We start from the raw sequence: 24141 nt of genomic DNA, 5'->3' as shown, positions 1-24141 counted from the left end.
AGGACCGCCTATACTGAGCGGCAGTCTATCCGCTTCCTCCGGCAGGGTGGGGGAGGCGGATCGGAGGAGGCGAGAGGGATGGCATCGGCTCTCGGCCCGAACGGGTGGAACGGCCGGCATGCTTGGGATCTCGAGGAGCGGTCGCGGGCCAGGCGGGAGCCGGCCGGAATCCGCCCGACGAGGATCGTCCTCGCCTACTCCGGGGGTCTCGACACTTCCGTCATCATCCCTTGGTTGCGCGAGCGGTACGGGGCCGAGGTGATCGCCGTCACGGTGGACGTCGGCCAGGGAGAGGATCTGGAGTCGGTCCGCGCGAAGGCGCTGGCCTCCGGCGCCAGCCGCGTCCACCTGGTCGACGCCCGGCAGGAGTTCGTGGAGGAGTTCGTCTGGCCGACGCTCCAGGCGGGCGCGGTCTACGAGGGCAAGTATCTCCTGGGCACCGCCATGGCCCGTCCGCTGATCGGGCGCCACCTGGTCCGCGTCGCCCGGGAGGAGTCGGCCGACGCGGTCGCCCACGGCGCCACGGGCAAGGGGAACGACCAGGTCCGCTTCGAGCTGGCGGTCAAGGCGCTGGCGCCCGACCTGCCGGTGATCGCCCCCTGGCGCGAGTGGGAGCTCCGCTCGCGGGAGGATTGCATCGACTATGCGGCCACCCACGGCGTCCCCGTGCCGGCCACGCGGGAGAAGCCCTACAGCCGGGACCGGAACCTGTGGCATCTGAGCCACGAGGGTGGCGACCTGGAGGAGCCGGGGAACCTGCCGGCCGAGGATCTCCTCCTCTGGTGCACGCCGGCGGAGAAGGCGCCCGACCAGCCCGCCTGGCTCCGGATCGACTTCGAGGCGGGCGTGCCGGTGGCCCTGGACGGCCAGCGGCTTCCACCGGTGGCGCTCCTCGAGCGGTTGAACGAGCTGGGGGCGCTCCACGGCGTGGGCGTGGTCAGCATGGTGGAGAACCGGCTGGTGGGGATGAAGTCCCGTGGCGTCTACGAGACGCCCGGAGGCTCGATCCTGGTGGCCGCCCACCGCGAGCTGGAGGCGCTGGTCCTCGACCGGGCCACCCAGCATTTCAAGGCCCAGGTGGCCGAGCGATATGCCGAGCTGGTCTACGACGGGCTCTGGTACACGCCGCTCCGGGAGGCGCTGGACGCCTTCGTCCGCTCGACCCAGGAACGGGTGACCGGCCGGGTCGTGCTCAAGCTGTACAAGGGGTCCGTCCAGGCGCTGGCCGCCGAGTCGCCCTACTCGCTCTACCGGCCGGACCTGGCCACCTTCGGGGCGAGCGCCTTCGACCACGCCGACGCCGCCGGCTTCATCAAGCTCTTCGGGCTGCCGATCCAGGTGCGGGCCGAGCTCAACCGCGAGCTCTGCCGGCAGGGAGCCGGGAAGGGCGAGGGCGAGGCGTCCGGCGGAGCGCCGACCCGGACCGGAGGCGCCGCGGCGGGCCAGGCGCTGGCCGGGGTGCAGGCGGCTCCGTGAGCCTGGAGAAGGCCTGGAGCGGCCGCTTCCACGAGCCGGCGGCCGCGGAGGCGGAGGCGTTCACCGCCTCCCTCGCCTTCGACCGCCGGCTGTGGCCGGAGGATCTCGCGGGCAGCCGCGCGCATGTCCGCATGCTGGCCGCCCAGGGGATCCTCCCGCGGGAGGAAGCGGAGCGCCTCCTCCACGGCCTGGACGTGGTGGAGGCGGAGATCCGCGACGGCCGCTTCGCCTGGCACCGCGGGGACGAGGACATCCACATGGCCGTGGAGCGGCGGCTGACCGAGCTGCTGGGCCCGGTGGCGGGGAAGCTCCACACGGCCCGCTCCCGGAACGACCAGGTGGCGCTGGACACCCACCTCTGGGCGCGCAAGGCGGCCCGCGAGCTGGCCGGGCGGGTGCGCTCCCTGCAGCAGGCCATCCTGGAGGTGGCCGAGCGCGCCCCCGAGGCGGTGATGCCCGGCTACACCCACCTGCAGCACGCCCAGCCGGTGCTCTGGGCCCACGCCTGGCTCGCCTTCTTCTTCATGTTCCAGCGCGACCGGGAGCGCCTCCTGCGCGTGGAGGAAGCGGCCGACCGGATGCCCCTGGGCGCCGGGGCGCTGGCCGGCACCCCCTTCCCCGTCGATCCGGCAAGGGTGGCGGCGGAGCTGGGCTTCTCCCGCCTCTACGAGAACAGCATGGACGCCGTCTCCGACCGCGACTACCTGGCCGAGCTCCTCTTCGCCTGCGCGCTGACCGCCGCCCACCTGAGCCGCCTGGGGGAGACCCTGGTCCTCTGGACGAGCCGCGAGTTCGCCTTCGTGGAGCTGGCCGACGCCTACGCCACCGGCTCCAGCATCATGCCGCAGAAGAAGAACCCGGACGTGGCCGAGCTGGTCCGCGGCAAGGCGGGCCGCGTCTACGGCGACCTGCTGGCCCTCCTCACGGTGCTGAAGGGCCTGCCGCTCGCCTACGCCAGCGACCTCCAGGAAGACAAGGAAGCGGCCTTCGACGCGGTGGACACCCTGGAACGCGCGCTCCCGGCGCTGACCGGCAGCCTGCGCTCGCTCCGCGTGGACGCCGCCAGGCTGGAGGAGGCCACCCGGGGCGACTACTCCACCGCCACCGAGCTGGCCGACCACCTGGCCGAGCAGGGGCTCCCCTTCCGCGAGGCGCATCGCGTCGCCGGGCGCATCGTGGCCGACTGCCTCCAGGCCGGCCGCCCGCTGGAGGCGCTGGAGCTGGAGGAGCTGCGGCGCTACTCGCCGCTCTTCCGCGCGGAGGTGCTGGCGGCGCTCCGGCCGGCCGCCTCGGCCGCGCGCCGCCGGTCGCCCGGGGGGACGGCCCCGGAGCGGGTGCGCGAGCAGCTGCGCCTTGCCCGCCGCTGCCTGGAGGAGGCGGCGGGCGATGGCTGAGCGCACGCGCGTCGCCGTCATCGGCGCCACCGGCTACAGCGGGGTCGAGCTCTGCCGGCTTCTCCTGGGCCATCCGGAGGTGGAGCTGGCGGCGGTGGCCGCCCGGTCGGAGGCGGGCCGCCCCCTGGGCGAGGTCTACCCGCACCTGGCCCGGGTGGCGGGGGGACTGGTACTGCGCAGCCCCCAGGTGGAGGAGCTGGCCGGGTCGGCCGAGCTCTTCTTCCTGGCGCTGCCCAGCGGCGAGAGCCCGGCTTATGTGGAGGCGCTGCGCGCGCGGGGGCGGGCCGTGATCGACCTGGCCGGCGACCTCCGCCTGGAGCGCCACGAGGAGTACCTCCGCTGGTACGGCGGGCGGGCGGCGGAGCCGCTGGCGGGCGAGCGGTACCGGCGGCTCCGGGCGGGCGCGGTGTACGGCCTGCCGGAGCTCCACCGCGAGGAGCTGCGCCGGCTGGGGGAGGGGTGGCGGCGGGGTGGCGCGCCCGCACCGCTGGTGCTCAACCCCGGCTGTTACCCGACGGCCGCGGTGCTGGTGCTGGCGCCCTTCCTGGCCGCGGGGTGGCTCGAGCCCTCCAGCCTGGTGGTCGACGCCAAGTCGGGGGTGACCGGGGCCGGGCGGGCGAAAGGGCCGGACTACGCCTTCGCGGAGCTGGACGGCAACTTCGCCGCCTACAAGCTGGGCCGCCACCAGCACCGCCCGGAGATCGCGCAGGAGCTGGGGAAGCTGGCGGGGGAGCCGGCGGATCCGCTCTTCACCGCACAGCTCCTTCCCGTCCGCCGCGGCATCCTGGTCACCGCCTACGCCCGCCTGCGGCGGCCGTCGACGGAGCGGGAGCTGTGGGAGCGGTGCGCCGGCTTCTATCGCGAGGAGCGCTTCGTCCGCCTGCTGCCGCCCGGGGAGAGCCCGCAGCTGCGGGACGTGGTCGGCTCCAACGAGGTCCACCTGGGCCTCAGCCTCGACGCGGACGGGCGGAGGGTCACCCTCCTGGCCGCCCTTGACAATCTTGGGAAGGGCGCCGCCGGCCAGGCGGTCCAGAACATGAACCTGCTGCTCGGCCTGCCGGAGGCGGAAGGTATCGAAGCGGCGGCCTTGCGGCCGTAAGGAGGGGAGAGGGGTGGGCATCCTGCCGGAAGTCCGCCGGACGGGCGCGGGGCCGGCGCCGCACCGGCTGCTGCTCGAAGCGGGGGTGACCGCCCCCAGGGGCTGGAAGGCCGCAGGCGTCCACGGGGGCATCAAGCGGCGCCGTCCCGACGTGGCGCTACTGGTCTCGGAGCAGCCGGCCTGGGCGGTGGCCACCTACACCCGCAACCGGGTGCAGGCGGCGCCGCTGCAGGTCACCCGCGCGCTCCTGGGGGGCGAGGGCGGGTGGCTCGGGGCGGTGGCGGTCAACAGCGGCAACGCCAACGCCTGCACGGGCGAGGAGGGGTTGGCGCGGGCGCGGCGCATGCAGGCCCACGCGGCCGCGGCCGTGGGGCTGCCGCCGGAACGGGTGGCGATCGCCTCCACGGGGGTGATCGGCGTCCAGCTGCCGGAGGATCCGGTGGCGCGGGGGCTGGAACGGGCGGCGGCGACGTTGGGCGCCGGCCCGGTCGCCGACGAGGCCTTTGCGCGGGCCATCCAGACCACCGACACCACGCTCAAGCAGGTGGCGGTGGAGGTGGAGGTGGCGCCGGGCGAGCGGGTCCGGGTCGGGGGCGCGGCCAAGGGGTCGGGGATGATTCATCCGGACATGGGGACCATGCTCGCCTTCCTCACCAGCGACGCCGAACTGGGCGACGCGGGGCGGGCACGGCTGCCGGCCGCCTGGCGGCGGGTGGTGGAGAGGAGCTTCAACCGCGTGACGGTGGACGGCGACACCTCCACCAACGACATGGCGATCTTCCTGGTCAACGGCGCGGCCGGCGTGCGCGTCGACGACCTGCCCGAGGTGGCCCGAGAGGGCGCCGAGCCGGAGCCGGAGGCCGGTCCCGGGAGCCGCTGGGCGCGCTGGCTGGCCGCGGTGGAGGCGGTGGCCCGCCACCTGGCCCGCGCCATCGCCGCCGACGGGGAGGGAGCCAGCCGTCTGATCGAGGTGGAGGCCCGCGGCCTGCAGAGCGAGGCGGAGGCGGCTGCCGTGGCGCGGACGGTGGCGGGCTCCAGCCTGGTCAAGGCGGCGGTCCACGGTGGCGACCCCAACTGGGGCCGGGTGCTGGCCGCCGCGGGTAGGGCGACGGTGGCCGGGAGGCCGGTCGTCTTCGATCCCGAGCGGGCGGAGCTGAGCATCGGCGGCTGCCTCCTCTACCGGGGGGGCGAGCCGCTCTGGGAGCGGGAGGCCGAGGCGGCGGAGGCGATGCGCCGCCCCGAGGTGCGGATCGAGCTGGTTCTGGGCGAGGGCCCCGGCTCCGCGACGGCGTGGGGGTGTGACCTGAGTGCCGAGTATGTCCGCATCAACGGGTCCTACCGGAGCTGAGGGCTGGGGCGCCGGCGGCGGTCGCGACGAGCGCTGGCTGGTGGTGAAGCACGGCGGCTCGCTGGGCGCGGGCCTGGGCACCCTCCCGGCCGACCTGGCCAGGCTGGCGGGAGGCGGGCTGCGGGTTGCGCTGGTCCACGGCGGCGGTCCGGAGCTGAGCCGCTGGAGCGGCCGCCTGGGGATCGAACCGCGCTGGCGCGGCGGGTTGCGCGTCACCGACGCCGAGACGCTGGAGCTGGCGGAGATGGTGCTGGCCGGCCACGTCAACCGCCGCCTGACCGCGGCGCTCGCCGCCGCGGGCCTTCCCGCCGTCGGCCTGGCCGCGCTGGACGGCGGGCTGCTGGAACTGGAGCCCAGCGCGCCGGAGGAAGGGCTGGGCTACGTGGCGCGGGTGCGCGGCGTCCGGCCGGCGCTCCTGGGGGCGCTGGCCGGGGCCGGCTTCCTGCCGGTGGTGGCGCCCGTCGGCCAGGCCGGGGGGCAGACCTACAACGTCAACGCCGATCACGTGGCGGCGGCGCTGGCGGCGGCGCTGCGCGCGACGCTGGTCCTCCTCACCGACGTGCCGGGCGTGGCCGCCGGCGGCGCCTGGCGGACGCGGCTGGCCCCGGAGGAGGTGCGCGGGCTCCTCGCGTCGGGCGAGGCTTCGGGCGGCATGCGGCCGAAGCTGGAGGCGTGCCTGGAGGCGCTGGCCGGGGGCGCGCCGCGGGTGGTGATCGTCGACGGGCGGGCCCCGCACGCGCTGCTGCGCGCGCTGGGAGGCGGCCTCGACGGCGTCGGCACCGAGCTGGCGCCGGTCGGGGCGGGGGAGCCGGGAGGAAGCGGGCTCTGGGAGCGAGAGGGGGCGGAGGGGTGAGCCTGCCAGAAGCCAAGAAAGAAGAGACCCGCGCGGGGACGGCCGACCATCTCCTGCCGGTCTACCAGCGGGCGCCGGTGGCCCTGGTGCGCGGCGAGGGCGCCTACGTCTGGGACGACGAGGGCCGGCGCTACCTGGATTTCGCCGGCGGCATCGCCGCCAGCGTCCTGGGCCACGGTCACCCCGCGCTGGTGGCGGCGGTGGCCGACCAGGCCGCCCGGCTGATCCACGTCTCCAACCTCTACGAGATCCCGCTCCAGCGCCAGGTGGCCGACCGCCTGGCCGAGCTGACCGGGCTCGATCGCTTCTTCTTCTGCAACAGCGGCACCGAGGCGACGGAGGCGGCCATCAAGCTGGCCCGCCGCTGGGGCCACCGGCGCGGCATCGCGGAGCCGGAGGTCCTCACCTTCGAGGGCTGCTTCCACGGCCGCACCCTGGGGTCGCTGGCGGCCACCGGCAACCCGCACTACACGGCGGGTTTCGAGCCGCTGCCGGCCGGCTTCCGCCAGCTTCCGTGGAACGATGCGGGGGCGCTGGAGGAGGGGGTGGGCCCGTCTGCGGCCGCCATCCTGCTGGAGGTGATCCAGGGGGAGGGCGGTGTCCGGGAGGCCGAGCCGGGCTTCCTGGCGGCGGTCCAGGCGGTCTGCCGGCAGCGGGGCCTCCTGCTGATCGTGGACGAGGTGCAGACGGGCATGGGCCGGACCGGCCGCTGGTTCGCCTACCAGGAGGCCGGGTTGGAACCGGATGCCGTCACCCTGGCCAAGGGGCTGGCCGGCGGCGTGCCAGCCGGTGCCCTGGGCGTGCGCGAGTCGCTGGCCGGCCTGCTGACGCCCGGCAGCCACGGCTCGACCTTCGGCGGCAACCCGCTGGCCATGGCGGCGGCGCTCGCCACCCTGGACGCCATCGCGGGCCAGGGGCTGGTGGAGCGGGCACGGGAGTCGGGCACCCGGCTCCGCCAGGGGCTGGAGGAGCTGGCGGCCCGCCACCCCTCGCTTCTGGAGGTGCGGGGGCGCGGTCTGATGCTCGGCCTCCGGCTGGCCGAGCCGCCGGCCGCGCTGATCGCGGCGCTGCGGGAGCGCGGGCTCCTGGCGGTGGCGGCGGCGGAGAACGTGGTCCGCCTCCTGCCACCCCTGATCATCGGCCGGGGCGAGGTGGAGGCGGCGTTGGAGATCCTGGACCAGGCGCTGGGCGAGGCCGACCGGAGGGTGGCCGCAGGCGGCGCGGCGGAGGCGGGACGATGAGCGGGAGCGCGGCGCCGGACTTCGAGGCGGGCGAGCCGGGTGGCCTGCTGCTCTCGAGCGGCGAGCTCTTCCTGGGCCGCCTGGTGCACTGGCCGGCCTCGCCGCCGGCCACGGCCTGGGCGGCGGGGGACGAGGCGATCTGGGGCGAGGGCGTCTTCAACACCTCCATGACCGGCTACCAGGAGGTCTTGACCGACCCCAGCTACGCGGGCCAGGTGGTGGTGATGACCTACCCGTTCATCGGCCAGTACGGCCTCTCGTCCCGGGTCGACCAGGCGGCGGAGCCGGCGGTCGCAGGTTTCGTGGCCGCGGAGCTCTGGCGCGAACCCGACCGGGGGAACGGCGAGGGGATCGTGGACTGGCTCCGGCGTCACGGGGTGCCTGCCCTGGAAGGGGTGGCCACCCGCCGGCTGGCGCTCCGCCTGCGCGAGGGCGGGGACACCGCGCTGGCGCTGGTCCGCGGCCGGCTTCTGGCGCAGTTGGAGCGGCTGGCGGATCCTGCCGAGCGGGTGGCGGCGCTGCCCTGGCCCGAGCGGCCGCGCGACCTGGTGGCCCGGGTGGTCCGTCACGGCAGGCTGGCGCTGGAGCGGGGGGACGGCCGCGGCCCCCGGCTGGCGGTGCTCGACCTCGGCACCAAGCGGCGGATCCTGGACGAGCTGCTCCGGGCGGGCGCCTCTCTGGAGCTCCTGCCCTGGAACGCCACCGCCTCCGAGATCCTGGCCGGTGACCCCGACGGGCTGGTGGTGACCAACGGGCCCGGCGACCCGGCCGACCTGCCGGAGGTGGAGGCCGCCCTCCGGCAGGTGGCGGGACGCCTCCCCACCTGGGGCATCTGCCTGGGCCACCAGGTGCTGGCCGCCGCCTTCGGGGCGCGGACGGGACGGCTTCCGTACGGCCATCGGGGCGGCAACCATCCGGTCCAGGAGCTGGAGAGCGGGCGCTCCTTCATGACCGCGCAGAACCACGGCTACGCGGTCCTGCCCGAGGCGCTGCCCGACGAGCTGGAGGTGACCCATCTGCAGCTGAACGACGGGGTGGTGGAGGGGATCCGCCACCGGGAGCTTCCCGTCTGGGGGGTCCAGTTCCACCCGGAGGGAGCGCCGGGGCCGCTGGAGTCGCGCGCCCGCTTCCGGCAGTTCGTCGACCGCGTCGCCCGGTGGAGGGGACTCCGCGTTGCCTGAGCCTGCGCGGGTGACCGGGTCGCCGATCCGCCGGGTGCTGGTGATCGGCTCGGGTCCCATCGTCATCGGGCAGGCGGCCGAGTTCGACTACTCGGGCACGCAGGCGTGCCGCGCCCTGCGCGAGGCGGGTGTGGAGACCGTCCTGGTCAATTCCAATCCGGCCACCATCATGACCGACCCCGACGTGGGCGGGCGCGTCTATCTCGAGCCGCTCCAGGCGGAACGGCTCCAGGAAGTGATCCGGGCCGAGCGCCCGGACGGCCTGGTGGCCGGCTTCGGCGGGCAGACCGGGCTCAACCTGGCGCGGGAGCTGGCCCGGAGCGGCTTCCTGGAGCGGTGGGGCGTGCGGCTCCTGGGCACGCCGCTGGAGGCCATCGAGAAGGCGGAGGACCGCGCCTCCTTCCGCCAGGCGATGCTGGAGCTGGGCATGGCCATCCCGCCCAGCCGCCCGGTCCGCTCGCTGGAGGAAGCCCGGTCCTGGGCCCGGGAGCACGGGTTGCCGCTGGTGGTCCGGCCCGCCTACACGCTGGGCGGGACGGGAGGCGGCCTGGCGCGTACGCCGGCGGAGCTGGAGGCGCTGGTGGAACGGGGTCTGGCGCTCAGCCCGGTGGGCGAGGTGCTCCTGGAGGAGAGCATCTGGGGCTGGCGGGAGATCGAGTACGAGGTGGTCCGCGACGCCACCGGCGACCGCGTCGCCATCTGCAGCATGGAGAACGTGGACCCCGTCGGCGTCCACACCGGCGACAGCGTGGTGGTGGCGCCCGCCCAGACGCTGACCGACCTGGAGCACCAGGAGCTCCGCCTGGCCGCCTTCCGCATCGTCGACGCGCTGGGCATCGTGGGCGCCTGCAACGTCCAGTTCGCCGTCGCGCCCCAGGGACGCCCCTTCGAGTTCCGGGTGATCGAGGTCAACCCCCGCGTCAGCCGCTCCAGCGCCCTGGCCTCCAAGGCGACCGGCTACCCCATCGCCCAGGTGGCCGCCAAGCTGGCGCTGGGCCTCCGCCTGGCCGAGATCCGCAACCCGATCACGGGCACCAGCGCCTGTTTCGAACCGGCCCTCGACTACGTGGTGACGAAGGTGCCGCGCTGGCCCTTCGACAAGTTCCCGCTCGCCGACCCGGAGCTGGGGACGCAGATGCAGGCGACCGGCGAGGCGATGGCCATCGACCGGAGCTTCGAGGGCGCCTTCGCCAAGGCGCTCCGCTCCCTGGACCAGGGGCCGGTGCTGGCGCGGGCGGTGGAGGAGCTGGGGCGCCTCGGGCGGGAGCAGGGCCGCCAACGGCTGGTCGAGGCGGCCATCGCGCCCCGGGAGGGACGGCTGCAGCGGCTGGCGGCCGCCTTCGCCCTCGGACTCCCCTGGGAGGAAGCGCGTCCCACCGGGATCGACCCCTTCTTCCTGCGGAGGCTCCACCGGCTGGGCACCACCCTGGCCCGCGTCCGCTCCGCCGGGCCGGAGCTCGACGGCGACCTCCTGGCGGAGGCGAAGCGGGCCGGCCTGGGGGACGGCGAGCTGGCGGCGCTGACCGGGTCGGAGGAGCGCCGGGTGCGGCGGCTCCGCGAGGAGGCGGGGCTGGAGCCGGGCTTCCTGGAGGTGGACAGCTGCGCCGGCGAGTTCCCCGCGCGGACGCCGTACTTCTACTCGACCTATTACCGGCCGCGGTTCCGGCTGGCCGGCCCGGCCTGGTGCCGGGAGGGGGAGGCGGGGCCCGCGGCGGCGGGCGGGTGTTCGCAGGGCCGGACGGGGGACGGATCGCGGCCGGCCGTCCTGGTGGTGGGGGCGGGGCCGATCCGGATCGGGCAGGGGATCGAGTTCGACTACTCGGCGGTCCAGGCGGTGCGCGCGCTCCAGCGCGCGGGTTACCGCGCCGTCATCGTCAACAGCAACCCCGAGACGGTGAGCACCGACTTCGATGTGGCGGACGCGCTCTACTTCGAGCCGCTGACGGCGGAGGACGTGCTGGCGGCGGCAAGGCGGGAGGGGGCGGTGGGCGCCCTCGTCCAGTTCGGCGGCCAGACGGCGCTGGACGTGGCCGCGGAGCTGGAGGCGGAGGGGCTGACGCCGCTGGGGACGCCGCCTGAGGCCATCGCCAGGGCGGAGGACCGGGAGCTCTGCGAGCGCTGGCTCCGGAGCCTGGGGGTGCGCCAGCCCCCGGGTGGCGGCGCCGCCTCGCCGGAAGAGGCGCGGGAGCTGGCGCGGCAGATCGGCTTCCCCCTGATGCTCCGGCCGAGCTTCGTCCTGGGCGGGCGCGGCATGGCCGTGGTCCGCGGCGAGGACGAGCTGGAGCGGTGGCTGGACGAGGCGCGCCGGGTCCACCCCGGCGCCTCGATCCTGCTCGACCGCTACCTGGAGGGGCGCGAGCTGGAGGTGGACGCCGTCACCGACGGCACCCGGACGCTGATCCCGGCGGTGATGGAGCATGTGGAGCGGGCGGGCATCCACTCGGGCGACTCCATCGCCCTCTTGCCCGCGGAGCTCGATCCGGCGGTGGAAGCGGAGCTGGTGGAGGCCACGCGCCGGATCGGCGCCAGCCTGGGGCTCCGCGGCCTCTTCAACATCCAGTTCGTCCTCCACCGGGACCGGCTGTACGTGCTGGAGGTCAACCCGCGCGCCTCGCGGACCGTCCCCTTCGTGAGCAAGGCGACCGGTCTCCCCCTGGTGGAGCTGGCCGTCCGGGCGGCGCTCGGCCAGCCGCTCCGCCAGGCCTCGGCGGCCCTGGGGCTGCCGGTGGAGGACGGGCTTCTGCCCCGGCCCGCTGTGGTCGCCGCCAAGGCGCCGGTCTTCTCGACGGGGAAGATCCACCGCGCCGAGGCGGCGCTGGGACCGGAGATGCGCTCCACCGGCGAGGTGCTCGGCTTCGGCCGGAGCCGGGGCGAGGCGCTCAGCCGGGCGCTCCAGGCGGCCGGCCTGCTGCCGCCGCGGCGCGCGCTCCTCCTCTCGGCGCCCCCCGCCGAGCGGCCGGCGCTGGTGGAGCGGGCGCGGAGGCTGGAGCGGCTGGGCTTCCGCCTGTCGGCCACACCGGGGACGGCGGAACGGTTGCACGCCTCCGGCCTCGAGGTGAAGGCGCTGGCCTACGGGGAGGCGGTGGCGGCGCTGGCCGAAGGACGCCTGGGCGGCGTCGTCGACCTGCCGCGCCGGGGCTTCGACCCCGGGCGCCCCGGCTTCCGGCTGCGCCGGGCGGCGGTGGAGTTCGGACTCCCCTGCTACACCGCCCTGGAGACGGTGGACGCGCTGGTGGAAGCGCTGGAGACGCTGGATGCGGGCCGGGCGGGCGGCGTCTGGCGGCTGCGGGACCAGGCGCCGCCGGTCAAGGTGGGTGGCGAGGCCGAGCTGCTCCCCCGGCAGGCGAAGCCGCTCGGGTGACGAAGCGTAGCACCTGGATGGCTCGGACGGCGGAGGAAAGGAAGCGACGTTGGCTCTCAGGGTTCAGAAGTTCGGAGGCAGCTCGGTGGCGGACCTGCCCTCCATGCGGCGGGTGGCCGAGCGGGTGCTGCAGGCCTGGCGCGGCGGCGACCGCGTCGTGGTCGTGGTCTCGGCGCGACGCGGGCGGACCGACGCGCTCCTCGACCTCGCCCGGCAGGCGAGGTCGGTGGACGGCCGGGACGGCGCGGCGTGGGAGGAGCGTCTCCCCGGCGACGACCGCGAGATCGACGCGCTCCTGGCCACGGGCGAGCAGGAGTCGGCCGCGGTGGTGGCGCTGCTCCTCCGCTCGCTGGGCTGCCCGGCGGTCTCCTTCACCGGCTGGCAGGCGGGCATCCTGACCGATTCGCGCCACCGGATGGCGCGGGTGGAGGCGGCGGCGGTCGACCGGATCCGGGAGGCGCTGGAGCAGGGCTGGGTGCCGGTGGTGACCGGCTTCCAGGGTATCGACCGGGAGGGCGACCTGACCACCCTGGGGAGGGGGGGCTCGGACGCCACCGCGGTGGTGTTGGCGGCGGCGCTGGGCGCCGACAGCTGCGAGATCTACTCCGACGTGGCCGGCGTCTTCACCGCCGATCCGCGCGTGGTACCCGACGCCCGCCCGCTCCGGGAGATCTCCTACGACGAGATGCTGGAGCTGGCCCGCCTGGGCGCCAAGGTCCTCCAGCACCGGGCGGTGGAGTACGCCCGCGAGCACGGCGTCGTCATCGAGGCGCGCTCCACCTTCGAGGAGGCTCCGGGCACCCGCGTCCTGGCGCACCCCGGCTGGGCGGAGAGCGACCGGCCCGTCTCCGGTGTCACCGTCGACCGGGAGACGGCCAAGATCGCGCTGCTCAAGGTGCCCGACCGGCCCGGCGTGGCCGCCGCGCTCTTCGGCGCCCTGGCCGAGCGCGGCATCAACGTGGACATGATCATCCAGAGCGTCTCCCGCGAGCTGCTCAACGACATCGCCTTCACGGTGGCGCGGAGCGACCTGGCCTCGGCCCGCGAGGCCTCGGAAGAGGCCTGCCGGCGGCTGGGGGGCGAGGGGGTCCTGGCCGACGCGGGCGTGGCCAAGCTCTCGGTGGTGGGGGCCGGCATGGTGACGCACCCGGGCGTGGCGGCCACCCTCTTCCGGGCGCTGGGCGAGAGCGGGATCAACATCGAGATGATCGCCACCTCGGAGATCAGCATCTCCTGCCTGATCCGGGCCGAGCACGCGGAGGCGGCGGTGCGCGCGGTGCACGCCGCCTTCCGCCTGGGCCGGGAGGGATGAAACCGTGGAGAACCTGACGGGCCCGCTTCCTCTCGAGGCGGAGCAGCTGGACAGGCTGGACCGGAAGCCCGGCGTCTTCGTCCTCTACGACGGCGCGGGCAACGTGACCGGCTGGGGACGCGACGACACCGACCTGCCCGCCCGCCTCAGCACCTTCGGGGGCCCCCACCGCTCTTTCTCCTACCGCCTCACCGACACGCCCAAGGAAGCCTTCACCCTGGAGTGCCTCCTCTACCACGAGGCGGGGGGCGCCTTCGCCTCCCAGGGGCTGGCGCACCCGGAGCGGCCCGAAGGCCACAGCTGGCGCTGCCCCATCTGCTCGCTCTACGACTGATGGTCCGCCCGTCGCCGCCCGGCCGGCCGCCGCAGGAGCCGCCGGCCTGGGCCCGCTCGCCCGTGGCCGAAGGAGCGCCGGAGGCGGTCGCCGCCTGGCTCCGCGGGGGGGAGCTGGACGCGCTGGACGGCTCCGGCGCCGTCCAGCGTTTCGAACAGGCGATGGCGGAGCGCGTGGGGGTGGGCTGGGCGCTGGCCACCGCCTCGGGCACGGCCGCGCTGGAGGCTGCGCTGGCCGCTCTGGAGCTGGTACCGGGCGAGACGCTCCTCGTCGCCCCGTTCGCCCCTTCCTACGTGTACATGGCCGCGCGGCGCGCCGGGGCGCGGCTCGCCTGGGTGGACGTGGAGGCCGGCGGGCTGGGCCTCGACCCGGGGGAGGCGCTCCGCCGCCTGGAGGCGGAAGAACGGCGCGGCGCGCGGGTGCGGGCGCTGCTGGCCGTCCACACCGCCGGCTATCCCGCCCGCCTGGGACCGCTCCTGGAGCCGCTGGCCGAGCGGGGGGTCGCCCTGATCGAGGACGCGGCCCAGGCGCTGGGGGCGCAGCTGCCGGAGGGGCCGGCCGGAAGCGTGGGGACGGTGGGCCTCTTCAGCTTCCAGGGAGGGAAGATGCTGCCGCTGGGTGAGGGCGGCCTGCTGGTGACGCGCATGGGCGACCTCTACCGGCGCGCGGTCCGGGCGGGGCAGCACCCGGCGCGCATCGAGCGGGAGTGGGGGGAGGCGGGGGCCGTCCCTTCCTTCCAGCACCGGATCAATCCGCTGGCGGCGGCGCTGGGGCTGGCGCAGCTGGGGGCGCTGGACGAGTGGCTCCGGCGGCGGAGGCGGAGGGCGGAGGAGGCGGCCGGCTTCCTGGCGCGCCGGGGTGGCGGGCTCGAGGCGGTGAGCGGCGCCCCGGGCAGCCGTCCGGCCTGGCTCCGGCTGGCCCTGCGACTGCCGGAGCCGCTGCCGCCGCAGGCGCTGGAGGCGTTCTGCGAAGAGGCGGTGGAGCGCGGCGCCGACCTCGACCCGCTGCCGGAGCCGCTGCCCGCCCGGCTGGGGGGACCGGCGGCCGGGGAGCTGCCGCGGGCGGAGACGGTGCGCAGGCGGACGCTCCTCCTGGGCGGGGCGGGCTCGCTGATGGCCGACGAGGCCGGCTTCCGGCGCGTGCTGGAGGCGGTGGTGGAGGCCTGGCGCCGGTGGAGGAGGTCCGGCTGACGCGGGCGCGGAAGAAGGGGAGCCGAGAAGGGGGATCGGGGCGCCGGACCGCTGCCGGCTCCGTCGCCCGGTCCCGCCCGGAGGGGGGATGGCACGATGCTGGTCGCCTGCATCCAGACCATCGTCGACGCGGAGAAGAACCGGCGCGACCGGCCGGCCCACCTGGAGTACGTCTTCGCCCGGCGCGCCGAGGGGAAGGTGCACGAGGGCGGTCGCTTCGCCGACGGGAGCGGCGGCATGGTCGTCTATAGCGTGGAGACGCTGGAGGAGGCCCGCCGGCTGGCGGAGGCGGATCCCATCATCGCCGGGGGCGCCCGCACCTACGTCCTTCACGAGTGGGTGACCATCGACTGGGAGCACCCGGAGAGCTACCGCTGAGCCGGCGGGCGGGGCGGCGAACGGTCAGGCGGCCAGGAGGCGGGTGAGGAGCCAGCCTGTCGCGCAGCCCGTCAGGGCGGCCAGGAGGAGGCCGGGGCGCGGCGCGTCGGCCGACCAGGCGGCGGGGAGCAGCGTGCCCGCCGTCACCTCCAGCATGGCGCCGGCGGCGAAGCCCATGGCCACCGCCAGCGCCTCGCGGTCGACGCCGGCCAGGTGACCGGCGAGGGCGCCCAGGAGCGTGGGCAGGCCGGCCACGAGCGCCCGCCAGGCGGGGAGCCAGAAGGCGGCGGCCCACCGGCCGGCGCCCGGCCGGCGAGGACGGGCCGGGGGCGGCCCGGCTTCCTGGGGGAGGGCGATGGCCATCCCCTCGGGCAGGTCGTGGAGCGCCAGCAGGAGCGTGATGGCCAGACCGACGGCGCGCTCGTGGGCGAAGCCGGCCCCGATGGCGAGCCCCTCGGGGAAATTGTGGGCGGCGATCCCCCAGGCGACCACCGCCGAGGGCGAGGGCTGGAGCCGTTCCACGCCTAGGACCACGGCGACGCCCAGGGCCAGGCCCGCCACGCCCGCCCGGGCGCCCAGCCGCCATGCGGCCGGCAGCAGATCGAAGGCGGCTACCGCGAACATGATGCCCGCCACCCAGGCCAGGAGTGGCGCCACGGCCTGCCGCAGGCGCCGGCCGGCCAGGGTGGCCAGGAGGGCGCCCAGCACCCCCGCCCCGCTTCCCGAGAGGAAGGCGGCCCAGGCCGCCTCCCAGCCTCCTCTCCCGCCCGGTGGCGCCGTCCGCCATCCCCCCGCCCGATCCTTACTCGCAGGGCGGCGGAGCCTTGCGACTTGCGGCAAGATGGAACGGGTGGGGCCTGTGCCCGCGCGGGAGGAGGACCGAGGCGATGCTCTCCTTCGAGCCGGATGGCAGGGGACGGTACCGGATCCGGCGCCGCGGCGCCATGCGGGTGGACGCGGTCTTCTACGCCTCCCCCGCGATCCTGGCGGACCTGGAGGGGGAGGGCGGCGCGGCGCTGGAGCAGCTGGCCGCCGTGGCCAGCCTGCCCGGGGTGGTCGAGCCGGTCCTGGCCATGCCGGACATCCATTGGGGCTACGGCTTCCCCATCGGCGCCGTGGCCGCCTTCGACCCGGAGGCCGGCGGGGTGGTCAGCCCGGGCGGCGTCGGCTTCGACATCAACTGTGGCGTCCGGCTGCTGGCCTCGTCGCTGACCGCAGCCGACCTGGAGCCGGTCCGGGAGCGGCTGGCCGACGAGCTCTGCCGGAGCGTCCCGGCGGGGGTGGGCGCCGAGCGGGGCGAACTCCGGCTGGACGCCCGCCAGCTCCGGCGGCTCCTGGCGCTGGGCGCGGCCTGGGCGGTGGAGGCGGGGTTCGGCGAGCCGGCCGACCTGGAGCGGATCGAGTCGGGTGGCGCGCTGCCCGGCGCCGATCCGTCCCAGGTCTCGCCGCGGGCGCTGGAGCGGGGGCGGCCGCAGCTGGGGACGCTGGGGAGCGGGAACCACTTCCTGGAGGTGGGGGTGGTCGACCGGGTCGACGACCCGGAAGCCGCCCGGGCGTTCGGGCTCGTCGAGGGGCAGGTGACCGTGCTGGTCCACACCGGCTCCCGCGGCCTCGGCCACCAGGTCTGCCAGGAGTTCGTGGAACGGATGCTGGCTGCGGGCCCCCGCTACGGCATCGAGCTGCCCGACCGCCAGCTGGCGGCCGCCCCGGCGAGGAGCCCCGAGGGGGAGGCCTACCTGGGCGCCATGGCCGCGGCGGCCAACTTCGCCTTCGCCAACCGGCAGGTGGTCACCGCCTACGCGCGGCGCGCCTTCGAGCGCGCCGGCCTGCCCGCGTCGCTCCACGGCCTGCGGCTGGTCTACGACCTCGCTCACAACACCGCCAAGTGGGAGGAGCACGGCGGCCGCCGCCTCCTCGTCCACCGGAAGGGCGCCACCCGCGCCTTCCCCGCCGGCCACCCGGAGCTGCCCCCGGCCTACCGGCGGGTGGGCCAGCCGGTCCTGGTACCGGGCGACATGGGCCGCGCCTCCTTCGTCTTGGTGGGCGGCGAGCGGGCGATGGGCGAAAGCTTCGGCTCCGCCTGCCACGGCGCCGGCCGCAGGCTGAGCCGCCAGCGGGCCAGGCAGGTGGCGCGCGGGCGCCACCCGGTGCGCGAGCTGGCGGCCGAGGGGGTGCTGGTCCGGGCGGCCAGTCGCGCCACGGTGGACGAGGAGATCCCCGAGGCGTACAAGGATGTGGCCGACGTGGTCGAGGTGGTCCACGCCGCCGGCCTGGCCGGGAGGGTGGCGCGCCTCCGCCCGCTCATCGTGGTCAAGGGCTGAGCGACGGGCGGAGGGGGTGCAGCGCCGTGACGGGGAGTTGGCGCTGGCTCGAGCACACGGCGGACGTGGGCCTGGAGGCGGAGGCGGAGGGGTTGCCGGCGCTCTTCGCGACGGTGGCCGAGGCGACGCTGGCCCTCCTTCTGGAGAGGCCGCCGTCCGGCGGCCGCGGGCGGAGGCGCGTCCTCCTGTCGGCGCCCGACCTGGAGGGACTCCTGGTCCGCTGGGTGGACGAGATCCTCTTCCTGGTGCAGACGCGGGCGTTCGTGCCCGCGCGCTGCTCCGTCCGCCTGGAAGGGCCCGGCCCGGAAGGCGGCTGGAGGCTGGAGGCGCGGCTGGCGGGCAGCCGGCTCGACCGCGTGGCGATGGGCTTCCGGGGCGAGGTGAAGGCCGCCACCCGGCACCGCCTCTCCGTCGCCCGCGAGACGACGGCTGGCGGCCGCTGGCGGGCGCGACTCTTCCTCGACGTCTGACGCCGGAGGGGGGCGGAGCCCCCCGGAGGCGGCGGTGGCCGGGCCGGCTCCCCGAGGGCCGGCTCGGCGAGGGCCGCCGGATTCCGTATAATCGCTACAGGCTGCTTTTCAAAAGTAAGCCTCGCGGGGAGGCGGGCCCTTGATCGATTCGGTCACGCGGCTGCTGGCGGGGATCGGACAAGGATCGCTGGTGGCCGTCTTCCTCCTGGCGCTGGCGGCGGTGGCGCTTCTGGCGGACGGCACGCGCCGCCGCGAGCGGGGGCCTGGGGAGGCCGCAGGCCGGGCGGAGCGCGAGATCCGCGCCGGCCGGGTGGCGCTGATGGTGGTGGCGGCGCTCGCCCTGCTCAGCGCCGCCGGGCTCGTGGGGCTCCTCCTCACCGACAACTTCGCCTTCGCCTACGTGACCGCCCACTCCAGCCGCGACCTGCCCGCCGTCTACAAGGTGGGCGCGCTCTGGGGCGGGCAGGAAGGCTCGCTCCTCTTCTGGCTGACCATCCTCGCCCTCTACGCCGCCTCCATCGCCTGGCGGTCGCGGGAGCGGAGCGCGCCGCTGGCGCTGGCGGTGATGGGGGTGACCGAGCTTTTCTTCAGCTTCCTGGTCGCCTTCGTCGCCAGTCCCTTCGCGCTTCTGCCGCCGGACCGGGTGCCGCCGGACGGGAACGGGTTGAGCCCGCTCCTGCGCGACCCGGCGATGCTGATGCATCCGGTGGCGCTGTACACCGGCTTCGTCGGCTTCAGCGTCCCCTTCGCCTTCGGCGTGGCGGCGCTCATCCTGCGCGAGCCCGGGGCGCGCTGGATCCGCCTCACCCGCAGGTGGGCGCTCCTGGCCTGGGGCGTCCTGGGGCTGGGGCTCCTGCTGGGCGCCTGGTGGTCGTACCACGTGCTCGGCTGGGGCGGCTACTGGGGCTGGGACCCGGTGGAGAACGCGGCGCTGATGCCCTGGCTGGTGGGCACCGCCTTCATCCACTCGGCCCTGGTCCAGGAGCGGAGGGGACTCCTCAAGGCCTGGAACATGGTGCTGGTGATGGCCGCCTACCTCCTGACCATCCTGGGCACCACGCTGACGCGGAGCGGCCTCCTGGTCTCGGTCCACGCCTTCGCCCAGTCGCCCATCGCGCCCTACTTCATCGTCTTCCTGGGCCTGGCGCTGGCCGGCTGCCTCTATCTCCTGGGCGTCCGCTGGGACGATCTGCGCGACGAGCAGCCGGGCGTGGAGACGCTGGTCAACAAGGAGACCGCCTTCCTGGCCAACAACGTGGTCCTGCTGGTGACCGCGCTGGTCGTCCTGGTGGGGACGCTCCTGCCGGAGATCACCGGTCTCTTCGGGCTCCGCCTGACGGTCGGCGCGCCCTACTTCGAGCAGACCGCCGGCCCCCTCCTGGGGCTGCTCCTGGTCCTGATGGGGCTGGGGCCGCTGGTGGCCTGGCGGCAGTCGGACGGACGGCGCCTGCGGAGGAAGCTCCTCCTCCCGGTGCTCTCGGCGGTGGTGGTGGCGGCCGTGCTGGTGGCGGCGGGCGTCATGGGCGGCTTCATCGCCTTCGGTGTGGCGGCCGCCCTCTTCGTCATGGCCTCGGTCTTCCTGGAGGTGGCGGACGGGTACCGCGCCCGCCGGTCGATGACCGGCGAGCCGCCGCTCCTCAGCCTCTGGCGGCTCTTCGACCGGAACCCCTCGCGCTACGGGGGCTACGTGGCCCACCTGGGGATCGCGCTGATGGCGCTGGCGGTGATCGGCTCGACCGCCTACCAGCAGCACCTCTCCCTCACCCTCCGCCCCGGGCAGAGCGCGCTGGTGGGGCCCTACACCGTCACCTTCGCCGGCCTCCGGCAGGGATTGGACGGCGTGGTTCCGGTGGTCCGGGGAGAGGTTGAGGTCCGCCAGGGAGGCCGCTTCCTGGGGACGCTGACACCGGCCACGCTCTTCTACCAGGACTCCCGGGAGGGGCCGATCAGCCGGGCCGCCATCCGGCACAGCTTCGGCGACGACCTGTACGTGGTCCTGGCGGGATGGGACGCCTCCGGGCAGGCGGGCCTGGAGGTCTATGTCAACCCGCTGGTCAACTGGCTCTGGGTGGGGGGTCTCCTCCTCCTCCTGGGGACGGGCTTCGCGCTCTGGCCCCGGCCGTCGGCTCGGCTGGCGGCGGTGGAGCCGGAGCGGGAGCGTGTCTTCGGGCTCCTGCGGGAGCTGGAGTACGACTACCGCATGGCCAAGGTGGACGGCGAGACCTACGCCCGGCTGCGCGGCGAGTATGAGCGGCAGGCGCGGCGGGCGCTGGAGGAGGCGCGCGAGCGCGAGCGCCGCCGCCGGGAGGTGGAGGAAGGACTCCTGGGCGGGCGACAGCCGGCCGCCCCCTCCGGCACGGTCGATCATCCTGACGCGGGTCACCCCGCTCCGGAGGTGGTTCGATGACCGGAACCGTCTCCTACTCCGTCGCCTTCCTGACGGGGTTGGTCTTCTTCTTCTCCCCCTGCGTCTGGCCGATGTACCCCTCGTACCTGAGCTACATCGCCGGGGCGAGCGCCGGCCTGGCGGCCCGCGGCGACGGTGGCGTCCGGCTGGGCGGCCTCGCGCGCCTGCGCATCCTGGGAAGGGCGCTCGCCTTCGTCCTGGGCTTCTCGCTGGTCTTCATCGCCCTGGGCGCCACCGCCAGCTCGGTGGGACAGTTGCTGCTGGCCAACCTGCCGCTCTTGCGCAAGGTGGCCGGCGTCCTGATCGCCTTCTTCGGCTTGGCCATGACCGGCTGGATCCACATCCCGCTCCTGGAGCGGAGCTGGCAACCTCTGGCCGAGCAGGGCACCCGGCCCGCACGGGCGGGGAGCTGGCTCGGCGCGCTGGTGCTGGGAGGAGCCTTCAGCGTCGGCTGGACGCCGTGCGTCGGCCCGGTGCTGGCGGCCATCCTGGTCTACGCCTCGACGCAGGCTTCGCTGGCGCAGGGGGTGACGCTCCTGGCCGCCTACTCGGCGGGGATGGGGATCCCCTTCCTCGTCCTGGCCGCGGCCTTCGAGTGGCTCTGGCCGCGGCTCGGGGGCGTCCGCCGGGCGCTGCCCGCGGTGCAGAAGGCGGCGGGGCTCCTGCTGGTGCTCCTGGGCGCCCTGGTCTACAGCGACCTGCTCACGCAGATCTCCTTCCGACTCTTCTACCTCTTCTCCTGAGGCGGAGGGGAGGTGAGCGGAACGCGACGGTGGACGACGTGGCTTGCCCTGGGAATCCTGGTGCTGGCGCTGGGTGGCGCCTTCCTCTCCAGCCGGCCCCACGGCCGACCGGCCGTGGGCAGCCTGGCTCCCGACTTCTCCCTCCCCGAGCTGGGCGGCGGCAAGAGGCTGCAGCTGAGCGACCTGCGGGGCAGGGTGGTGCTCATCAACTTCTGGACGACCTGGTGCCCGCCCTGCCGGGAGGAGACGCCGGCGCTGGTCGCCTTTGAGGAGCGGTACGCCCGCCAGGTCATGGTGCTGGGTGTCGACGTGGCCGAGACAGCGGAGACGGTGCAGGCCTACGTGCGCGACTCGGGCATCGACTATCCGGTCCTTCTCGACCGGGACAAGGCGGTCTCGGGCGCCTACGGGCTGACGGGCTACCCCGAGTCCTGGTTCGTGGGGCCGGATGGGCGGCTGCGCGCCTTCGCCTCGGGTCCCATGAGCTTCGAGCAGATGCAGAGCCTGGCCGCCCGGGCGCTGGGGCGCCCGCTGGACGCCGAGGGCGTGGGACCGGTCCGGCCGGGCGACCGTCTGGTGGCGCTGGCGCGCGCGGCGGACGGTGGCCTGGTGGTGGTGACGGAGCGGGGCAGCTGGGAACGGGCGGGCGCCGGCTGGAGGACGGTCAAGGGGGTGCTTCCCGGGCAGGGAGGGGGAGGCGCCCCCGAGGCGGTCTCGGAGGACGGCCGCTGGCGGGTCCGCTGGCAGCCGGGCCAGGGGCTCCTGGTCGGGGGGCCGGGGGGACGGATGCTGCCCTTCGCCACAGACCTGCCCGGCGACCTCGCGGTGACGGCGCTGGCGGTGGAGAGCGATCCCCGGGGGCGCCTGGCGCGGATCTGGCTGGGCGCGGGCGCGACGCTCCTGACGGTCGACCCGGAGGGGAGGAGCCGGACGGTCAGCGGCTTCGAGCGGCGGGCCGGCGCGCTCCTGCCGCTCTCCCCGGGCCGGGTCCTGGTGGCCAGCGACCGCGGCCTGTGGCTGGCCGACGCCGCCTCGGCAAGGGCGGAGGCCGCGGGCGCGCCCGCGCGAAGCTTCGCGGGCCTGGCCAGGGCCGCGGGCTTCCTCTGGGCGGGGGCGCCCAACGGCGACCTCTACCGTTCGGCGGACGGTCTGCACTGGGAATGGGCCCCGTGAGACGGAGGAGCCCCCGCAGCAGGCGGTGAAAGGGGCAAAGGGGGTGGCTGAGGCTTGGACTTGGGACTGAGGGGACGGGTGGCGGTGGTGACCGCGGCCAGCCAGGGACTGGGCCGGGCCGTGGCGGCGGCGTTCGCGGCGGAGGGGGCGCGCCTGGCCGTCTCCAGCCGGAGGCAGGCGGCGGTGGCCGAACTGGCCGGCACCCTGGAGCGGGAGCACGGCGCAGAGGTGCTGGCCATGGCCTGCGACCTGACCGACCCGGCGGCGGTGGAACGCTTCTTCCAGGCGGTGGGGGAGCGGTACGGGCGCATCGACGCGCTCTTCACCAACGCGGGCGGCCCGCGGCCGGGGGAGTTCGACGAGCTGTCGGACGCCGACTGGCTGGCGGCCTTCGAGCTCAACCTGCTCAGCGTCGTGCGCACGCTCCGGGCGGCGCGCCCCTGGCTGGAGAAGAGCGACGCGCCGGCGGTGGTCAACGACGTCTCGACGTCGGTGAAGCAGCCCATCGAGGGACTGCTCCTCTCCAACGTGATCCGGGCCGGAGTGGTCACCCTGACCAAGAGCCTCTCCCAGGAGTGGGCGCCGAGGATCCGCGTCAACGCGGTCGCGCCGGGGCGGATCGCCACCGAACGGGTGGCCGAGCTCGACCGCGACCGGGCGGCCCGGGCGGGCACGACGCCCGAGGCGGTGGCGGCGGAGTACGCCCGGAACATCCCCCTGGGCCGCTACGGTCAACCGGAGGAGCTGGCCCGGGTGGCTGTCTTCCTGGCGTCGCCGGCGGCCAGCTACGTGAACGGCCAGTTCGTCCTGGTCGACGGCGGCCTGGTCCACGCCCTGTGAAGGCGGGGCGTGGAAGGCGGCGCGGGACGTGGGACGCGACGAGGGGTGGGCGAGGGTGAGGACGCGCCTGACCGAGCTCCTGGGCATCCGCAGGCCCGTCATCCAGGGCGGGCTCGCCTACCTGGCGCGGGCGGAGCTGGCGGCGGCCGTCGGCGAGGCAGGCGGGCTCGGGCAGGTGACGGCGGCCACGCTCCACACCCCCGAGGCGCTCCGCCAGGAGGTGGGCCGCCTCCGCCAGCTGACCGGGGCGCCGTTCGGCATCAACTTCGCCCTGGGCCACTGGCAGGTGGAGCCGATGCTGGAGACGGCCCTGGAGCTGGAGCCGGATGTGATCAGCATCACCGGCGGGAACCCCGAACCGGTGCTCCGCCGGATCCAATCCTGGCCCGGGCGCCGGCCGCGGACCCTGGTGCTGGTCTCCAGCGTCCGCCAGGCGAGGAAGGCGGAGGCGCTGGGCGCCGACGTGGTGGTGGCCGTGGGGGCCGAGGGCGGCGGGCATATCGGGCGCGACGACACCAGCACGCTGGTGCTGGTCCGCCAGGTGGTGGAGGCGGTCCGGGTCCCGGTGGTCGCCTCGGGCGGGATCGTGGACGGGCGCGGCCTGGCGGCCGCCCTCGCGCTGGGCGCGGAGGGGATCGAGATGGGGACGCGCTTCGTGGCCACGCGCGAGTCGCCGGCCCACGCCGCCTACAAGCAGGCGCTGGTGGAGGCGGGCGAAGCCTCCACCGCCCTGATCGAGGTCTCCCTGGGCCGGCCCGGGCGGGCGCTGAAGGGCGCCTGGGTGGAGCGGATCCGGAGCGCCGAAGGTGCCGGTGCGCCGGAGGAGGAGATCCTGCCGCTGGTCAGCGGGGAGAGGAACGTGCGCGCCGCCCTGGAGGGCCGGCTGGACGAAGGCTTCGTCTGGGCCGGCCAGGCCAGCGCCTTGATCCGGGACATCCCCACCGTGGCCGAGCTGCTCGACCGCATCGAGCTGGAGGCGAGGGAGGCGCTGGAGCGGCTGGAGCAGCTGCTTGCCTGAGG

20 protein-coding genes are annotated in these 24141 nt (G+C 75.5%); 19 read left to right on the top strand and 1 reads right to left on the bottom strand.

Translation table 11 applies throughout. The features are described from left to right. Positions 1 to 78: 78 nt before the first annotated feature. The 12 genes from QJR14_05845 to QJR14_05790 all read left to right on the top strand — a co-directional run bounded on the left by QJR14_05845 (position 79) and on the right by QJR14_05790 (position 15167). Positions 79 to 1476, top strand: coding sequence for an argininosuccinate synthase (locus QJR14_05845; GenBank protein ID MDI3317122.1), 1398 nt, complete (start codon positions 79 to 81; stop codon positions 1474 to 1476). Between the two features lie 2 nt (positions 1477 to 1478). Next, the gene (gene argH, locus QJR14_05840; protein MDI3317121.1) at positions 1479 to 2870 is read left to right on the top strand and encodes an argininosuccinate lyase; all 1392 of its coding nucleotides are present in this window, start codon (positions 1479 to 1481) and stop codon (positions 2868 to 2870) included. Further along, a complete protein-coding gene (gene argC / locus QJR14_05835; GenBank protein MDI3317120.1) occupies positions 2863 to 3969 on the top strand; it encodes an N-acetyl-gamma-glutamyl-phosphate reductase in 1107 nt (368 codons plus the stop codon). Before argH ends, argC begins: the two co-directional genes overlap by 8 nt. 22 nt (positions 3970 to 3991) lie before the next feature. Further along, a complete protein-coding gene (gene argJ / locus QJR14_05830) occupies positions 3992 to 5317 on the top strand; it encodes a bifunctional glutamate N-acetyltransferase/amino-acid acetyltransferase ArgJ (GenBank protein MDI3317119.1) in 1326 nt (441 codons plus the stop codon). Further along, on the top strand, positions 5286 to 6170 hold the full coding sequence (argB, locus tag QJR14_05825) for an acetylglutamate kinase (GenBank protein MDI3317118.1): 885 nt from the start codon (positions 5286 to 5288) through the stop codon (positions 6168 to 6170). Before argJ ends, argB begins: the two co-directional genes overlap by 32 nt. Next, a complete protein-coding gene (locus tag QJR14_05820; GenBank protein MDI3317117.1) occupies positions 6167 to 7411 on the top strand; it encodes an acetylornithine transaminase in 1245 nt (414 codons plus the stop codon). The genes argB and QJR14_05820 overlap by 4 nt, the downstream gene beginning before the upstream one ends. Continuing rightward, positions 7408 to 8592, top strand: coding sequence for a glutamine-hydrolyzing carbamoyl-phosphate synthase small subunit (carA, locus tag QJR14_05815; protein MDI3317116.1), 1185 nt, complete (start codon positions 7408 to 7410; stop codon positions 8590 to 8592). The genes QJR14_05820 and carA overlap by 4 nt, the downstream gene beginning before the upstream one ends. Next, entirely contained in the window at positions 8585 to 11953 is a 3369-nt protein-coding gene (gene carB, locus QJR14_05810; GenBank protein ID MDI3317115.1) for a carbamoyl-phosphate synthase large subunit, read from the top strand. Before carA ends, carB begins: the two co-directional genes overlap by 8 nt. Positions 11954 to 12002: 49 nt before the next feature. Further along, entirely contained in the window at positions 12003 to 13265 is a 1263-nt protein-coding gene (locus tag QJR14_05805; GenBank protein MDI3317114.1) for an aspartate kinase, read from the top strand. Positions 13266 to 13269: 4 nt separating this feature from the next. Continuing rightward, positions 13270 to 13599, top strand: a complete 330-nt coding sequence (locus QJR14_05800; GenBank protein MDI3317113.1) for a hypothetical protein — start codon at positions 13270 to 13272, stop codon at positions 13597 to 13599. A gap of 62 nt (positions 13600 to 13661) precedes the next feature. Further along, entirely contained in the window at positions 13662 to 14789 is a 1128-nt protein-coding gene (locus QJR14_05795; GenBank protein MDI3317112.1) for a DegT/DnrJ/EryC1/StrS family aminotransferase, read from the top strand. A gap of 96 nt (positions 14790 to 14885) precedes the next feature. Then, complete coding sequence (locus QJR14_05790; protein ID MDI3317111.1) at positions 14886 to 15167, top strand: YciI family protein; 282 nt, start codon at positions 14886 to 14888, stop codon at positions 15165 to 15167. 24 nt (positions 15168 to 15191) lie between these two features. Here the strand turns inward: QJR14_05790 and QJR14_05785 are convergent, their stop codons facing one another. Then, entirely contained in the window at positions 15192 to 15875 is a 684-nt protein-coding gene (locus QJR14_05785) for a hypothetical protein (GenBank protein ID MDI3317110.1), read from the bottom strand. A gap of 179 nt (positions 15876 to 16054) precedes the next feature. Here QJR14_05785 and QJR14_05780 point away from each other — a divergent pair, with 179 nt between their 5' ends. From QJR14_05780 to QJR14_05750, 7 genes are all read left to right on the top strand, one after another. Next, positions 16055 to 17488, top strand: a complete 1434-nt coding sequence (locus tag QJR14_05780) for an RtcB family protein (protein ID MDI3317109.1) — start codon at positions 16055 to 16057, stop codon at positions 17486 to 17488. 26 nt (positions 17489 to 17514) lie between these two features. Next, on the top strand, positions 17515 to 17958 hold the full coding sequence (locus QJR14_05775) for an archease (protein ID MDI3317108.1): 444 nt from the start codon (positions 17515 to 17517) through the stop codon (positions 17956 to 17958). Between the two features lie 139 nt (positions 17959 to 18097). Further along, positions 18098 to 20365 (top strand): cytochrome c-type biogenesis CcmF C-terminal domain-containing protein, encoded by a 2268-nt coding sequence (locus tag QJR14_05770; GenBank protein MDI3317107.1) that lies wholly within the window; start codon positions 18098 to 18100, stop codon positions 20363 to 20365. Then, positions 20362 to 21108 (top strand): cytochrome c biogenesis protein CcdA, encoded by a 747-nt coding sequence (locus QJR14_05765; GenBank protein MDI3317106.1) that lies wholly within the window; start codon positions 20362 to 20364, stop codon positions 21106 to 21108. Before QJR14_05770 ends, QJR14_05765 begins: the two co-directional genes overlap by 4 nt. 12 nt (positions 21109 to 21120) lie before the next feature. Further along, positions 21121 to 22281 (top strand): TlpA disulfide reductase family protein, encoded by a 1161-nt coding sequence (locus QJR14_05760; GenBank protein MDI3317105.1) that lies wholly within the window; start codon positions 21121 to 21123, stop codon positions 22279 to 22281. Between the two features lie 54 nt (positions 22282 to 22335). After that, a complete protein-coding gene (locus QJR14_05755; GenBank protein MDI3317104.1) occupies positions 22336 to 23121 on the top strand; it encodes an SDR family oxidoreductase in 786 nt (261 codons plus the stop codon). A 55-nt stretch (positions 23122 to 23176) separates the two neighbouring features. After that, complete coding sequence (locus QJR14_05750; GenBank protein MDI3317103.1) at positions 23177 to 24139, top strand: nitronate monooxygenase; 963 nt, start codon at positions 23177 to 23179, stop codon at positions 24137 to 24139. Positions 24140 to 24141 lie beyond the last annotated feature (2 nt).

The sequence above is a fragment of the Bacillota bacterium genome (assembly GCA_029961055.1).
Taxonomy (GTDB): Bacteria; Bacillota; Sulfobacillia; order JAIMAT01; family JAIMAT01; genus JAIMAT01.
This window is presented reverse-complemented; position numbering and strand designations above follow the sequence as displayed.